A 14,606-nucleotide genomic window follows, 5' to 3' on the forward strand; every position below is an offset into this window, starting at 1 on the left:
ACACGCACTTTTTATTAAAGAAATCACAAGCTGTACCGATACAAATGCCATAACACTGGTTTGTTTTATTCGGTACAGTTTCAATGCAAATTCATTCACTCGACAAAGCGCAGCTGATCAATGAAGTTCAGCTTGGCAGCCAACTCAGCCATGCGGTTGAGGGGGGACGTCGTGCCGATTTTGCCTTGATGCTGGCCCTGCTCTCTCCCGAGCAACTTGAAACCACCCCCGTCGACGCACTTCCAGCGCCAGGCAAAACCGAGAGCGAGCTTCGCGCTTACTTTGAATTACCCGAGCCACAACCGCTTTCGGCCAACGAGAGCAGTTATCAAAATGCCGCCCAGCAAGCTAAGGCCTTTCATGAAAGTGGCTTGGCCGATGCACGCCTGCTTGATGGACTCAAGCCAACTCCACTGAGTTACCCACCACAAGGCACCAAAGGCATGCCGGAAGAGGTGTACCACAACCTTTCTGGCCACGAACGCCGCCTGCTACCACCAACCGAAGATGCAACGATCAAGGCATCACCTCAGGATCTATACCTATCGCTAGTTCAAGCCAAGCGTTTCGCTGAAATGTACGGCGTATAACCTTCACCTTTGCAGCACGATAAGCATATTTGCCTGATTTTCAGGGCAGGATCGGCCAATTTATCACTAAGAGTATTGATAGAGCCGTCATTACGAAATTAATTTCGTGACCGCCTTCATAGCTTTGTTACTTGAATGCTGCACAGCGATCACGTTTCACTAACATTTTAATGCTGGGTCACGAGTTTGGGGGATTATTCACAGACATGCTTTCAATGACTACGTAACCTAAGTATATGATTTGTAAGTTGGCTTTTTGACAGTAACAGTGTGTCGGCAGCCTAATATAGGAAGAGCTATGAATATCGCACATTCAGTCATCCTCATCACTGCGGCAGGCAGCCCTTTGGGTAAAGCCCTGTGTCTCCATTTTGCCTCGTTGGGGGCAAAACTGGCGCTGGTTGATGAACGCCAACATGCCTTAGGGCAAACACTACAGGCTTGCCAAGCTGTCGGAGCCATATGTCAGTCCTATCAGATCCCAGACCAAAGTGAGCGAACCATTGGTACACTAATTAACAATGTTCATCAGCACTTTGGCAAAATTGAAGTCTTGGTCAACTGTTGGGTCGGCTCGGAACTACCGTCGTTGCTTAGCCCATCATCAGTGGATCAATTCAATCGTTCGATGAACGAAAAAGCGACCCCGTTCTTCATATTCGGCAAGCAAACCGCCCATTATATGCGGGATCACAATTGCCACGGCGTCATTATCAATCTGGCTGCGAATGAAGAGTGTATCAATAGCTCTGTCCACTCAGGCTCAAAAGCCATCGTCTCTGGCCTGACCCAGAGCTGGGCCAAAGAGCTTGCTGAGTTCAAAATCCGGGTCGGAGGTGTCGTGCCACTCACTATCGAGTGCGCCTGTAATAATCATCCCAGCAAGCTAAGTTCACCGCTTCAATATGAGATAGCCAGAAGTGCCGAATATATTGTCGCTAATGACTATTTCAACGGCCGGATGATTGAAGCAGAAGTAAGCTAACTGTTGATTATACCGAACACAGTTTGAGCACTTTCTAACGCAGAAATATATATTGCATACACAAAAAAGCCCGCCAAAATGGCGGGCTAAAAATTAGTTTTTATGCGCTAGCTAATACAATGCTTAGGCTTCAGCTTTCTCTTTCTTCGCTTTTGCAGCTGGTTTTTCTGCTGCTGGCTCAGATTTCTTGATAACTGAAGTACCTTCGAATGTCTCACCTTCAACGTATGGCTTACCGTAGTAAGCAGCTGTTAGTACTTCTTTCAGCTCGCTGATCAGCGGGTAACGAGGGTTTGCACCAGTACATTGGTCATCAAACGCTTCAACAGATAGCTCGTCTAGTTTCGCTAGGAAGTCAGACTCCGGAACACCTGCTGCCTGAATTGACAGTGGGATATCTAGGTCGCCTTTCAGCTCTTCTAGCCATGCTAGTAGACGCTCAATCTTCTGCGCAGTACGGTCGCCAGCTTGGCTTAGGCCTAGGTGGTCAGCAACTTCAGCGTAACGACGACGTGCCTGTGGACGGTCGTACTGAGAGAATGCAGTCTGCTTAGTTGGGTTATCGTTCGCGTTGTAACGTACAACGTTCGAGATTAGTAGTGCGTTCGCCAGACCGTGTGGAATGTGGAACTCAGCACCAATCTTGTGCGCCATTGAGTGACAAACACCTAGGAAAGCATTCGCAAACGCGATACCAGCGATAGTTGCTGCATTGTGTACTTTCTCACGAGCGATTGGGTCATTAGCACCATTCGCGTAGCTTGAAGGTAGGTACTCTTTTAGCATCTTAAGTGCTTGTAGCGCCTGGCCGTCAGAGTATTCGTTAGCAAGAACAGATACGTATGCTTCTAGTGCGTGAGTAACCGCATCGTAACCACCGAATGCTGTTAGCGACTTAGGCATGTTCATGACTAGGTTCGCATCAACGATAGCCATCTGTGGTGTTAGCTCGTAATCAGCTAGTGGGTACTTAGCACCAGTTTTGTCATCTGTTACAACGGCAAAAGGTGTAACCTCAGAACCTGTACCAGATGTAGTCGTGATACATACAAGCTCAGCTTTCTTACCCATTTTCGGGAACTTGTAGATACGCTTACGAATGTCCATAAAGCGCATTGCTAGTTCTTCGAAGTGTGTTTCTGGGTGCTCGTACATTACCCACATGATCTTCGCAGCATCCATTGGTGAACCACCACCAAGCGCTAGGATTACGTCAGGCTGGAAGCTCTTCATTGCTTCAGCACCTTTCTCAACAACAGAAAGCGTTGGATCTGCTTCTACGTCGAAGAAAGTCTGTACTTCAATACCCTGCTGCTTAAGAAGACTAACAACTTCATCCGCGTAACCGTTGTTGAATAGGAAGCGGTCAGTAACTAGGAATGCACGCTTCTTACCTTCTAGGTCGCTTAGCGCGATTGGAAGGCTACCACGACGGAAGTAGATTGATTTAGGTAGTTTGTGCCACAACATATTTTCAGCTCGCTTCGCTACTGTCTTCTTGTTGATAAGGTGCTTAGGACCTACGTTCTCAGAGATAGAGTTACCACCCCATGAACCACAACCAAGAGTTAGAGAAGGTGCTACGTTGAAGTTGTAAAGGTCACCGATACCACCGTGAGTTGTCGGGATGTTTACAAGAATACGTGCAGTTTTTAGCTTGTCACCGAAGTAACGGATACGGTCTGCGTTCACGTCTTGGTTAGTGTAAAGACCAGATGTGTGACCGATACCACCGATCTCAACCATAGTTACAGCTTGAGCAACCGCGTCTTCGAAGTTGTCAGCACGGAATAGACCTAGTGTTGGAGACAGTTTCTCATGAGCAAATGCGTCATCGTAAGACACTTTACCCAGGCCTTCACCAACAAGTACTTTCGTGTCTGCAGGAACTTTAACGCCCGCCATCTCTGCGATAGCTGCCGCTGGTTGACCAACGATTTTTGCGTTTAGGTTACCGTCGATAAGCAGTACTTTACGTACTTTATCGGCTTCTGCTTTGCTTAGTACGTAAGCTTTGTGCGTAGCGAAACGCTCTTTCACTTCGTCGTATACTTCGTCAACTACGATTGCAGCCTGCTCAGAAGCACACACAACACCGTTATCGAATGTCTTAGACATTAGGATAGAAGCAACAGCACGCTTAACGTCTGCAGTTTCGTCGATAACAACAGGAACGTTACCCGCGCCAACACCGATAGCTGGTTTACCAGAAGAGTAAGCCGCTTTAACCATACCTGGACCACCCGTCGCAAGGATAAGGTTAATGTCATTGTGCTTCATCAGTGCGTTAGAAAGCTCAACTGAAGGCTGGTCAATCCAACCGATGATATCTTTCGGAGCACCAGCAGCAATAGCAGCATCAAGTACTAGCTTAGCAGCATCGTTTGTTGAGTTTTTAGCACGTGGGTGTGGCGAGAAGATGATCGCGTTACGTGTTTTAAGTGAAATTAGAGATTTGAAGATTGCAGTAGATGTTGGGTTAGTTGTCGGTACGATACCGCAAATAATACCTACTGGTTCCGCGATGGTCATGGTGCCGAACTCTTCGTTCTCGTCCAAGATACCGCAGGTTTTTTCGTCTTTGTATTTGTTGTAGATAAATTCTGAAGCGAAGTGGTTTTTAATAACCTTATCTTCAACAATACCCATACCAGATTCGGCTACAGCTTGTTGAGCTAGAGGAATACGTGCATTGTTCGCAGCAAGAGAAGCTGCGCGGAAGATTTTATCTACTTGCTCCTGAGAGTATGTAGCAAACTCTTTTTGAGCCGCTTTTACGCGTGCAACCATTGCATCTAGTTCAGCCATATTAGTAACAGGCATAGTTAACTCCTAACTTAAGATTGAAAACTTTTTAGTAAGGATGCGTTCACATCCTTTGAGGTTATCCGGGAGCCATCCTGCTCAAAAAGCCGGTAACACACATACTTAGTAAATTGCTTTCAAAACTGATTATATTCTTTCACAGCTCGAAAAAAATTGATTTAGATCACTTGTAACCATTTAGAGTTACACTTTGTTATTTTTTGACGCATATCACCCAAAAACAATAACCTTAGCGATGAAATTGTGACCGCATCGCTTGATAGCCAACAAAGGATAGCTAAATCTCGCCAACATCAAGCCATAATATTACGTAATAAAGCTACGCATTTTGTCACATTCGAGTCATAACGAGAGCTAATTCACATTTTTCACTGGTATCTCATTCAGTTTTGTTTCATTAATGTAGCACACGAGCTACCCATCAAAGAGTAACCTAAACCAACACCTTTTACACCACCGCAACAAGATAATCATAAATAACTTAAAATAGGGGTAGTTATAACTATTTTTAATTGGTGAAATACAGACAATTGGCTTAAAGTATCGCCGATCAACAGGTTTATACTGTTTTAATCGAAGGTTCGATCACGGAATGAACAAGCCTTGCTGGCTTCACCCCCCATTCCCCGCAATGCAATTACCTAACCTTTGGCTATTCTTGTTACCTGTTGGGCTTAAAACTCCCATAATGAATACTAAAATCGATATGCAACCACTTGAATTAGCCATTTTTCTGCAATTTTTTGTCGGCTTGATCGCTGCCGTCAACCCAATCGGTATTATGCCGATTTTTGTCTCATTGACTGGCCACATGAGCCCGGAAGAAAGAAATAAAACAGCCCTAACAGCCAACATTGCTGTAACTGTTATTCTTACCGTATCGCTACTTGCGGGTCAGTTCTTGTTGGATATGTTCAGTATTTCTCTCGACTCATTCCGGGTTGCCGGTGGTCTGCTGTTGTTGACTATCGCCTTCTCGATGATGAGCGGTAAGCTGGGTGAAGATAAACAGAATAAGCAGGAAAAATCAGAATCTGTAAGTCGTGAACAAATTGGCGTCGTGCCGCTGGCGATGCCATTGATGGCTGGTCCAGGTGCGATCAGTTCAACTATCGTCTATGGCTCACGCTATCCTGGGATGACCAGCACCGTTGGCATTGCGCTGACTATCGTTGCCTTTGCGACCTGCTGTTGGCTGCTATTTCGCGCGGCACCGATTATCGTCCGTTTCCTAGGCCAAACCGGTATCAACGTGATCACCCGTATTATGGGCTTGATTCTGGCCGCTCTGGGGATTGAGTTTATTGCCAATGGTCTACGTGCCCTATTCCCTGGTCTCGCATAATTCAACTTATAGCCCCCCTATTTTCTAAAATGGCTGGATGTTCTCTCCGGCCATTTTAATTCTTCCTCTTATTCTTTCCTTCCCCTCAGCTTGTCTATCCAGTCAATATGCTTGCACAATTGCGCCGTTCTTCTCAGTAAAAGAGCGATTGCACTTACTCAGCCGAATTAGTTTGGTTTATTATTTATAGACTTATACTGTTACTAGAGACTAATTGCCTTGGTTACCCTGACCCGTAAACAGCGCCTTTACCAAATCATCTTCGGCACCCAAACCAAAGCTGGCCGCAATTTTGATATTGCGCTTATCGTGGCAATCCTGTGTTCAGAGTTGATCCTTATCCTCTCGACTATCCGCACCGTTGAATTCAAATACAGCGAGGCGCTGACAGTGCTTGAGTGGGTCTTCACGCTGTTATTTACCGTCGAGTATCTGTTACGGCTGTACTGCTCACCCAAGCCATGGGCTTACGCGCGCAGCTTTTATGGCGTCATTGACTTGATTGCCGTACTGCCAAGCTACCTTGCTTTCTTATTTCCGGGCTCGAACTACCTGCTCATCATCCGACTAATCAGAGTCATGCGTATTTTCCGGATTCTCAAACTTGCTCGCTTCCTGAAAGATTCCAATATCCTGTTGCGATCGCTGCTAATGGCACAGCGAAAAATCTTGGTTTTCTTCAGTTCCGTGGCAATTTTGGTAACGGTACTAGGCTCCCTACTCTATATTGTCGAAGGGCCAAACAACGGCTTTACCAGTATTCCTGCCAGCATCTATTGGGCTATTGTCACGATTACTACCGTTGGCTATGGTGATATCGTGCCGCAAACCGATATCGGCAAGGCTATCGCTTCTATTACCATGTTATTGGGCTATTCCATTCTGGCAGTACCAACCGGGATCATCACCGCAGAGCTCAGTCAGGAGATGCAAACCCAACGCCACTTGATCCGCTGTACCAACTGTTCGTCCAGCGGCCATGAAACCGATGCCAACTTCTGCAAGAAATGCGGGACCGAGTTGCCTGAACATTTATAAATCATATAGATAAGCCCGATCAAAGAGGGAAACATTGATTACGCAAATGCAATGCTTGCAATACCGCCACGTCAACAAATACCCCTACCCTACTGAGTTGATTAGTATTTTGGCTATTTTCAATTCAACCAACAATTAAAGGCGCATCCCAAGCGCACCTTTCTATTAATTTCAGTACGTTGAATCTTCTCTCCACTGGCCTTAGAATCCGCGGTAAATAAAACAGCGTTCACAACCTTCATGGATGAATTTTGCTTAACGCCTAGACCATGGAGAAATGAAAACAATGACAACGAAAAGCTACACCTTGCTTGCGTCACTTTTGTTTAGCGGCTTAACGCTATATGGCTGCGGAGGAGGCGGCGGTGGCAGTACTCCCGATAAAGTTCAAGAAAAACCCGCCTCACCCAAACAACCTCGCCAGGCATTGAGCTGTGAAGACAGACAACTTAGCTTTGTAGATGGCCTGCACTTTATTCCAACTTTTGACAACCAGTTTGGCACTGCACAGCTTTCCATTATCGATAGTCAACCTGAAAATATGGCTATCATCGGCACAGATAACCACAGCATCACTGTTCTCAAGCCTGGCATGTTGACTATCAAGGCAACAGATACCAGCGATGGTTACCAAGACTCTGAAACAACCTGTACCATCGATGTTGCCAAAGGGACCAATACCGCTTTTCATGTGCCCAATCTGACCTTGAACCTTGGGGACTCCACTACCCATCGGGTGATTACGGAACATCATTACGGCACACTACACTACTCTGTTGACCCAAGTAGCCAGTATCTGATTGATATCGACCCTTCGAGTGGCATTATCACCCCGCTAGCTACGGGCACAGCAACGATTCATGTCACCGATAGCGGCAATGACTATTACGAACCGGCCTCCTCCAGCGCTTCGGTGACTATAAAGGCAATAGAGAGCCCAGATTTAGTTTTTGCCCCAATAAGTGAACCCTACTCTACCAATTTGAAGCTGCTCCCTTGGAAGATCAGTGGTAGCTCCGACGCGGACTATTCTTATACCCTCAGCGAAGATAGCCGAACCGATGTTGTGAAAGTTGATAAGGAGTCAGGACTTATTTCAGTGCTTAGTGTCGGTGAAGCCACAATTGACGTAGTGGCGTTCAATGGCGCAGACTTCGACACCCCTGAGCAACAAGCCAAAATTAGTGTAAGCATCACCCAAGGTACCCGTGTTGCCATGGAGGTTGACCCGATTTCTGTACCATTCAAAGAAGGGGATATCATCACACCTGTTGTCCGTCATACCATAGCTACCCCTCGTTATGTCATAGAAGGCGATAGTTCAGCTGTCATTATCAATGAGCAAACAAGGTTACCTCAGATCTTCGATACTGGCAGCGTCAGTATCACGGCCATCGACGACAGCAACCCCAACTATTACCCTTCTAACTTTACCTTTTCAATGACGGTTACTAAGGGAACCCACCCGGGGTTGGCAAAAACATCGCAGTTATCTACGACCTATGCTTTGGACAAAACGCTGCACCCGCACCTCGAGGGGCAGGAAGGGACACTGAGCTTTGAATATGCCAAAAGCCGCAATAACAATGTCGTTGCGATTAATGGTGATAAGCTAACAGCCCTGCATGCGGGTACGGCCTCGCTTTCGGTGACGGATTCAGGCGGTAGACACTTCCACCCGTCAGCCCCAGCCATACTGAATATCACTATCAACAAGGCTGAACACCCTGAGCTGACAATCAAAGATCTGGAACATCAATTCGAAGAATCAGCGTGCTTTTCGATCTCACAATTTATAAGCGGTAACAAGGGCAAATTAGAAGTTTCAGCCATCAGTAACCCTAGTGTGGTTGAATACGATGCAGGTAATCAATGTCTGAAAGCAATAGGACCAGGGCACGCTGTATTAACCGTTAATTCGGGAGAAAACCAAGATTACCTCGCCTCTAAATCCCAGCCCTTACTGGTTACGTTAAACCCAGCCGATACCAAACTCATAGCTAGCAACATTGAAGTTACCTACCAATCAGGAGATAAGGCCCTCCAACCACCATACATCTCGGGTCACCACGGTACCCTGAGCTATGCCCTGGCTGACGGTGCCGACATTAATGTTGTTCGTGTCGATAGTGCCAGCGGACAAATGACCGTGCTGAACGCAGGCAAGACCACTATACGAGTTACGGATAGTGGCACCAAGTTCTACCAACCCGCGGAAACCTCTTTTACTGTCAACATAATGAAAGCGGTGGCTCACCTTCATGTAAACTATCCAAGCAGCAGCTACGCACAGGGCAAAACTATCCTGCCGACACTCGATGACATACCAACTGGTGCGGTATTACGTTACAGCCTTATAGAGAGCGGAAACAGCCCAGTTGAGCTTATCAATGCTACTACCGGCGAGCTTAAAATCAATGCGGCAGGGAACTACTCTGTGCTAGTGAGCGCAGAATCCAACAACTATAATATCGACCCACTTACCATCAACAATATCATCGCCAAAGCTGAACATCCGGGCCTATACGTAGAACCGTTTGAAGTGAACTTCTCTCCCCTCAAACAGGTAAGCTTGCCAATTAAACAAGCCCCTATCGGTAAACGATTATATGCCGAGAACGGCTCAAGTACTTTGCTCGACATTGATAGCAATACCGGCCTGATTACGCTTCAAGATTATCAATATATAAAATCCAAAGCCGGTATCGTAATCAGTGAAGGAGGGAACGACAACTACTGGCCACTCAAAGAGAATGCAATGCCCACTGTTACCATCCACCCACCGGCGTTAGGAGACTCAAACCGCGATATAACCTTAGACGATGACGAATTCCAGCTCGAAAGCCGGCTCAATACTTCTCCGAGCAATGAGAACTTCAAGAACTTGAACGCGACAAAGGTGATGTTTGCAGGGGTATCGCATTTTCCAGCGACTGGTGAGCAGCTGGAACAATACGGCCCTGGAGAAATATTGAAAGTAATGATGGTACCGGAAGGTATGGAGCCGACAGCAACCAATACTCGCCCAGTACTGTTCATTGCCCAACGCTTTGACGGGTGTACAACCGACGTCGACAGCCAAGCGGTGCTTGACCACACCGCAGAAGCCCAGCCAATGGGCAATTACACCTATTGCGAAGACGGCACCACTAAACGCTTTTTGACCTTCAAAATGATTGATGATAGAGCGCTTAAAAGCGGTACTTGGCAATCCGCCGTCCCAATTGTGGTGTACCGCCAATCGCCCGTCCCTTTCAAGCCAACCGTCAATGGTGGTTGCTACGACGGAACAGGTTTAGATGGAGCTAAATGTGAGGAAGAAGGCATTGACCCTGCTTCTGAAGTCGTCGAGTGGAACCGAATTGACGTCAGGTTAATCAAATAACTCTGCTCCTACCAACGATAAAAAGCCAGCTCAAGGGTGGGCTGGCTTTTGTATATTTTATAACAGTGCTGGTCGTTACTGCCGGTTCAAGTAGCTGACCGCTTTATCGGGGAAATCGGTAAACACGCCGTCAACATTGGCTGTTTTGTAGAAGATATCCAACATATCATTGAAATCATTGGCGTAAGCTGGAATACGGCCTTCGTCAGAGCGGAACGTATAAGGGTGGACCTGCATCCCAACTTCATGGGCAGCCTTGACTAGGCCCGTCAGCTTGATATTGCCTTTTTCTGAGTCATCAGACACCACCATCGGTTTCCATGGACCAATACCGTCAGCGTATTTTGCCACCGCAGCCATCCCTTCTGGCTGAAACATCCAATCGTAGCTGTATGGTGTCGCACTACCGTCTTTACCATACACCATGGTCTCATTCCAATCGGTGTAAGCCATCAGCTGAACCAGCTTGACGTCCATACCCAAGGCCGGCATCAACTCATCGTGAATGCGCTTGAGTTCGTTGAAATCGAAGGTTTGCAGGTACACCTTGCTGTCTTTGCTGATATATCCGTATTGCTTAAGCACTTTCAGCACTGCAACACTGATATCTTTGCCTTCATGGCGGTGGAACCATGGCGCTTTGATTTCTGGGTAGATACCAATATCGTAACCCAAGGTTTTGTTCAGCCCGAGAATCATTTCGATCTCTTCTTCAAAGGTTGGTACCTTGAAATCTGACTGCCAGATCGGGAAACGCTCAGGGAAACCCTGGACCTGCTTACCGTCTTTGATATTAAAGCCTTCCGTCACACTGAGCTGTTTTATTTCAGCAAGAGTAAAGTCAATCGCATAATAGCGGCCATCCTTACGGGCACGCTCAGGGAAAACCTCAGCCACATTGGTTACACGGTCAAGGTAGTGATCATGCAGTACCACCAACCTGTCATCTTTGGTCATCACCACATCTTGCTCGATATAGTCAGGTTTCATGGCATAAGCCAACGCTTTGGCAGCAAGGGTATGCTCTGGCAAATAGCCCGACGCACCACGGTGGGCAACCACCACTTTTTCATTATTGGCTTGATCAGTATTGGTTTGGGCGAAACTTGGGGAAGTGAGTAGAGCACTGCCGATCAGGGCAGCGAGGCAAGCTGTTTTCATTATTATTGTCCTAGTCAACGCGTTGTTATTATCTTCTAGGTAGTATGCAATATAAGAGTATGCAACATACCTGACATACGAGCATCATAGTGATTCGTTTTTATTTCAACAGCATGACGGTTGGATTGCGTGATCAATAACGCTCGCTAACGACCATGTTTATTTCGAATGGTGATATTGATGTAAAAATTTAAGAAGCAGTTATATAAAAAAAGCCGGAGCAAAAACTCCGGCTTTTCAATTTCGAAAGAGGTTAACTTTTACTTACGGCGCCAAGTGGTACCTTGAGGGCCGTCTTCCAGAATGATACCCATCGCTGTCAGCTTGTCACGGGCTTCATCCGCTGCCGCCCAGTCTTTTGCTGCACGAGCATCCAAGCGCTGCTGGATAAGCACTTCAATTTCAGCAACATCATCGTCTTCACCTGCACCACTCTGCAGGAAGGCTTCAGGATCTTGGGCCAGTAGACCTAGTACATCAGCCAATTCACGCATGCGTGCACCCAGTGCTGATGCCGCTGCAATATCTTCGGTTTTCAGACGGTTGATTTCACGCGTCATGTCAAACAGTGCCGAGTAAGCTTCTGGTGTGTTGAAGTCATCATCCATCGCTTCTTTGAAGCGTGTAACAAACTCATCACCACCAGCGGCTTCAACGGAGCAATCAAGACCACGAAGTGATGTGTACAGGCGCTCAAGTGCAGAACGAGCCTGCTTCAGGTTATCTTCGCTGTAGTTTAGCTGACTACGGTAGTGGCCAGACATCAGGAAGTAACGCACAGTTTCAGCATCGTAGTGACCCAATACATCACGGATAGTAAAGAAGTTACCCAGAGACTTAGACATCTTCTCGCGATCAACCATTACCATGCCGCTGTGCATCCAAGTATTTACATACTGAGAGCCAGTAGCACAGCAAGACTGAGCAATTTCATTTTCGTGGTGTGGGAACTGCAAATCTGAACCACCGCCATGGATATCAAAGTGATCACCCAAAATCGCAGAGTTCATCGCAGAACATTCGATGTGCCAGCCCGGACGGCCTGCGCCCCATGGGGATTCCCACGTCGGCTCACCTGGCTTGGACATCTTCCACAGTACAAAATCAAGTGGGCTACGCTTAGCCGTTTCGATATCAACACGCGCACCAGCTTGCAGCTGATCAAGATCTTGCTTAGATAGCTTACCGTATTCGTCAAACTTGCTCACTTCGAACATCACGTCGCCATTGGTAGCAACATAAGCAAAACCGCGTTCGATCAGGCGCTCACACATCGCAATAATTTCAGCAATAAACTCGGTTGCACGCGGCTCGATATCCGGACGTTTCATGCCTAGCGCATCAAAGTCAGCGTGCATTTCGCCGATCAGGCGCTCGGTCAAAGAATCACAGCTTTCGCCGTTCTCTGCTGCACGTTTGATGATCTTGTCATCGATGTCGGTGATGTTACGTACAAAAGTCAGATCGTAACCCGAGTAACGCAAGTAGCGAGAAACCACATCAAATGACACAAAAGTACGACCGTGACCGATGTGACAGAGATCGTAGATGGTAACCCCACAGACATACATGCCAACTTTACCTGGCTGAATGGGTGTAAATTCCTCTTTTTGTCTTGTCAGTGAGTTATAGATCTTCAACATGTCTCTTCGGTACTCATTATTTGGGTTACGGTATAAGGCTGTAATTACACCTTTATTGGCAAGTTAAGGCAAGGAAAAATACCGTTGTGACGGCTTATGCCCGTGTAAAGTATATCGCCCAGCTGTAAATTTGCGCACCATACCTTGCCAACGCATGCCATGCGAACTAAACGACCTTCATCTATAGTTATGCAAAAGGCTAATTTTCCACCTATTTAAGCCAGAGAAAGCGAACAACGTCGGTTAATATTGACGCCTATGTCGGTTAAGATAGAATCCAATGTTTAAAGCAATATACACCTATTAAAGGACAAGCTCATGGTAACGCTTCACACTACTTTTGGTGACATCAAAATCCAACTAAACACTGAGAAAGCGCCGGAAACCTGTGCAAACTTCCTACAGTACTGCCGTGACGGTTTCTACAACGGTACTTTGTTCCACCGCGTTATCGATGGTTTCATGGTTCAGGGCGGCGGTATGTCTTCTGGTATGGAAGAAAAAGAATCTCGCGCTCCTATCAAGAACGAAGCAAGCAACGGCCTAAGCAATAAAATTGGCACGCTAGCAATGGCTCGTACTATGGAACCGCATTCTGCAAGCTCTCAGTTCTTCATCAACGTGAACGACAACAAATTCCTAGACTTCAAATCAGAAACACCTGATGGCTGGGGTTACTGCGTATTTGCTGAAGTCGTTGAAGGCATGGACGTAGTAAACAAGATCAAGGGCGTTGCGACTGGCAACTGGGGCTACGTGCACCAAGACGTACCGGTAGAAGAAGTTGTTATCAACAACGTCACTATCGAAGAGTAATGCTTCACAAAGGGTGGCCGTTGTGCCACCCTCCCCGCCTATGACCACACTTTTTATTTCTGATCTGCACTTAAGTGCCGACAGGCAAGATATTACCGCCTGCTTTCTTCATTTTATGTCCACAGAGGCTCGTGGTATTGATGCCCTCTATGTATTGGGCGATCTATTCGAAATGTGGATCGGCGATGACGACGACTCCCCTTTTCACCAGCAAATTAAAACGGCCTTCCGCCAACTGACCGACAGCGGTGTTCCTTGCTATTTTATCCATGGCAACCGGGATTTCCTCATTGGTAAGCGCTTTAGCCAAGAAACAGGTGTCCAGCTACTACCAGAGCATACGGTCGTCGACCTTTATGGTACACCAAGCTTGATCCTGCACGGGGATACCTTGTGTACTCTGGATGAAGGGTATCAGCGCTACCGCAAGAAGGTACATAACCGCTTTATTCAATGGCTTTTCTTCCGCCTGCCACTGAGCTATCGACAACGTATCGGTGATAAAATGCGTAGCGGCAGCAGTCAAACCAATCAAAGCAAAAGCCAAGCGATTATGGATGTCACCCCGAATGAAGTCGTCCATGTGATGGCTGAATATCAGGTTAAGCAGATGATCCACGGTCATACCCACCGCCCTGATGTCCACGCTCTGTCTGTCGATGGGCAAGCAGCCAGCCGTATCGTACTGGGTGATTGGTATGATCATGGGTCTGTATTGGTTTGTAACCCGCAGGGCTGCCAGCTCGAAACGCGTGATTTTCAACCGCAATAGCTCCCGGGTCATAATAGTTCCCTTATGAATATAGAGTCATTTAGA

Annotated in this window: 10 protein-coding genes; 7 read left to right on the forward strand and 3 right to left on the reverse strand. The window is 46.9% G+C overall.

The annotated features are described in order from the left end of the window. Window positions 1-83: 83 nt before the first annotated feature. The gene (locus tag ACVA58_RS02400; RefSeq protein WP_446508850.1) at window positions 84-590 is read left to right on the forward strand and encodes a VC2046/SO_2500 family protein; all 507 of its coding nucleotides are present in this window, start codon (window positions 84-86) and stop codon (window positions 588-590) included. A 298-nt stretch (window positions 591-888) separates the two neighbouring features. Beyond that, window positions 889-1,575, forward strand: a complete 687-nt coding sequence (locus ACVA58_RS02405) for an SDR family oxidoreductase (protein ID WP_446508851.1) — start codon at window positions 889-891, stop codon at window positions 1,573-1,575. Window positions 1,576-1,698: 123 nt separating this feature from the next. Here the strand turns inward: ACVA58_RS02405 and adhE are convergent, their stop codons facing one another. Then, window positions 1,699-4,398, reverse strand: a complete 2,700-nt coding sequence (adhE, locus tag ACVA58_RS02410) for a bifunctional acetaldehyde-CoA/alcohol dehydrogenase (protein ID WP_446508852.1) — start codon at window positions 4,396-4,398, stop codon at window positions 1,699-1,701. A gap of 709 nt (window positions 4,399-5,107) precedes the next feature. Between adhE and ACVA58_RS02415 the strand changes: the two genes are divergently transcribed. From ACVA58_RS02415 to ACVA58_RS02425, 3 genes are all read left to right on the forward strand, one after another. Next, complete coding sequence (locus ACVA58_RS02415) at window positions 5,108-5,746, forward strand: YchE family NAAT transporter (RefSeq protein WP_446508993.1); 639 nt, start codon at window positions 5,108-5,110, stop codon at window positions 5,744-5,746. A 219-nt stretch (window positions 5,747-5,965) separates the two neighbouring features. After that, complete coding sequence (locus ACVA58_RS02420; protein WP_446508853.1) at window positions 5,966-6,784, forward strand: ion transporter; 819 nt, start codon at window positions 5,966-5,968, stop codon at window positions 6,782-6,784. 286 nt (window positions 6,785-7,070) lie between these two features. After that, window positions 7,071-10,169 carry a hypothetical protein gene (locus ACVA58_RS02425; protein ID WP_446508854.1) on the forward strand — a complete coding sequence of 1,033 codons (3,099 nt, stop codon included), beginning with the start codon at window positions 7,071-7,073 and terminating at the stop codon, window positions 10,167-10,169. A gap of 75 nt (window positions 10,170-10,244) precedes the next feature. Here ACVA58_RS02425 and glpQ read toward each other — a convergent pair whose 3' ends face one another. Both glpQ and cysS read right to left on the reverse strand, forming a co-directional pair. After that, window positions 10,245-11,330: a glycerophosphodiester phosphodiesterase gene (glpQ, locus tag ACVA58_RS02430; RefSeq protein ID WP_446508855.1), complete on the reverse strand. Its 1,086-nt coding sequence runs from the start codon at window positions 11,328-11,330 to the stop codon at window positions 10,245-10,247. A gap of 260 nt (window positions 11,331-11,590) precedes the next feature. Continuing rightward, window positions 11,591-12,973: a cysteine--tRNA ligase gene (cysS, locus tag ACVA58_RS02435; RefSeq protein ID WP_446508856.1), complete on the reverse strand. Its 1,383-nt coding sequence runs from the start codon at window positions 12,971-12,973 to the stop codon at window positions 11,591-11,593. A gap of 318 nt (window positions 12,974-13,291) precedes the next feature. On the opposite strand from cysS, the gene ACVA58_RS02440 reads away from it, so the two are divergent. Continuing rightward, window positions 13,292-13,789: a peptidylprolyl isomerase gene (locus tag ACVA58_RS02440; RefSeq protein ID WP_255040108.1), complete on the forward strand. Its 498-nt coding sequence runs from the start codon at window positions 13,292-13,294 to the stop codon at window positions 13,787-13,789. Window positions 13,790-13,829: 40 nt separating this feature from the next. Beyond that, window positions 13,830-14,561 (forward strand): UDP-2,3-diacylglucosamine diphosphatase, encoded by a 732-nt coding sequence (gene lpxH, locus ACVA58_RS02445; RefSeq protein ID WP_446508994.1) that lies wholly within the window; start codon window positions 13,830-13,832, stop codon window positions 14,559-14,561. Window positions 14,562-14,606 lie beyond the last annotated feature (45 nt).

It is taken from the genome of Photobacterium sp. DNB22_13_2 (assembly GCF_052873915.1).